The 241-nt window shown below is 35.7% G+C and carries 1 protein-coding gene; it reads right to left on the reverse strand.

Features of this window, described 5'->3' with window-relative positions:
• Positions 1–140, reverse strand: a 140-nt coding sequence (locus tag CF394_RS16250; RefSeq protein WP_165767419.1) for an AAA family ATPase, incomplete at its 3' end; no start/stop codon positions are given.
• Between the last annotated feature and the right edge of the window lie 101 nt (positions 141–241).

Consider the following 241-nt stretch of genomic DNA (forward strand, 5'->3'; position numbering starts at 1 on the left):
ACTATTTCAATAGCTTCTAATATAGTGGTTTTACCTGGCTCATTCTCTCCAACAATAATCGTCAAGTCACTGTTGAAATCCATACAAGATTCTTGATGCTTTTTATATCCAACAATTGGTATTTTTTTTAGATTTGCCACATTTCATCATCCTCTTCCGCAACCATTTCGATTACATCGTGTTTTTTTGAAGTTCCAGCCATGGCGGCTACTTTTTTTCTGCCACAGCAAAGTAGTAAGTA

The organism is Tetzosporium hominis, from assembly GCF_002265435.1.
Lineage (GTDB): Bacteria > Bacillota > Bacilli > Bacillales_A > Planococcaceae > Chryseomicrobium > Chryseomicrobium hominis.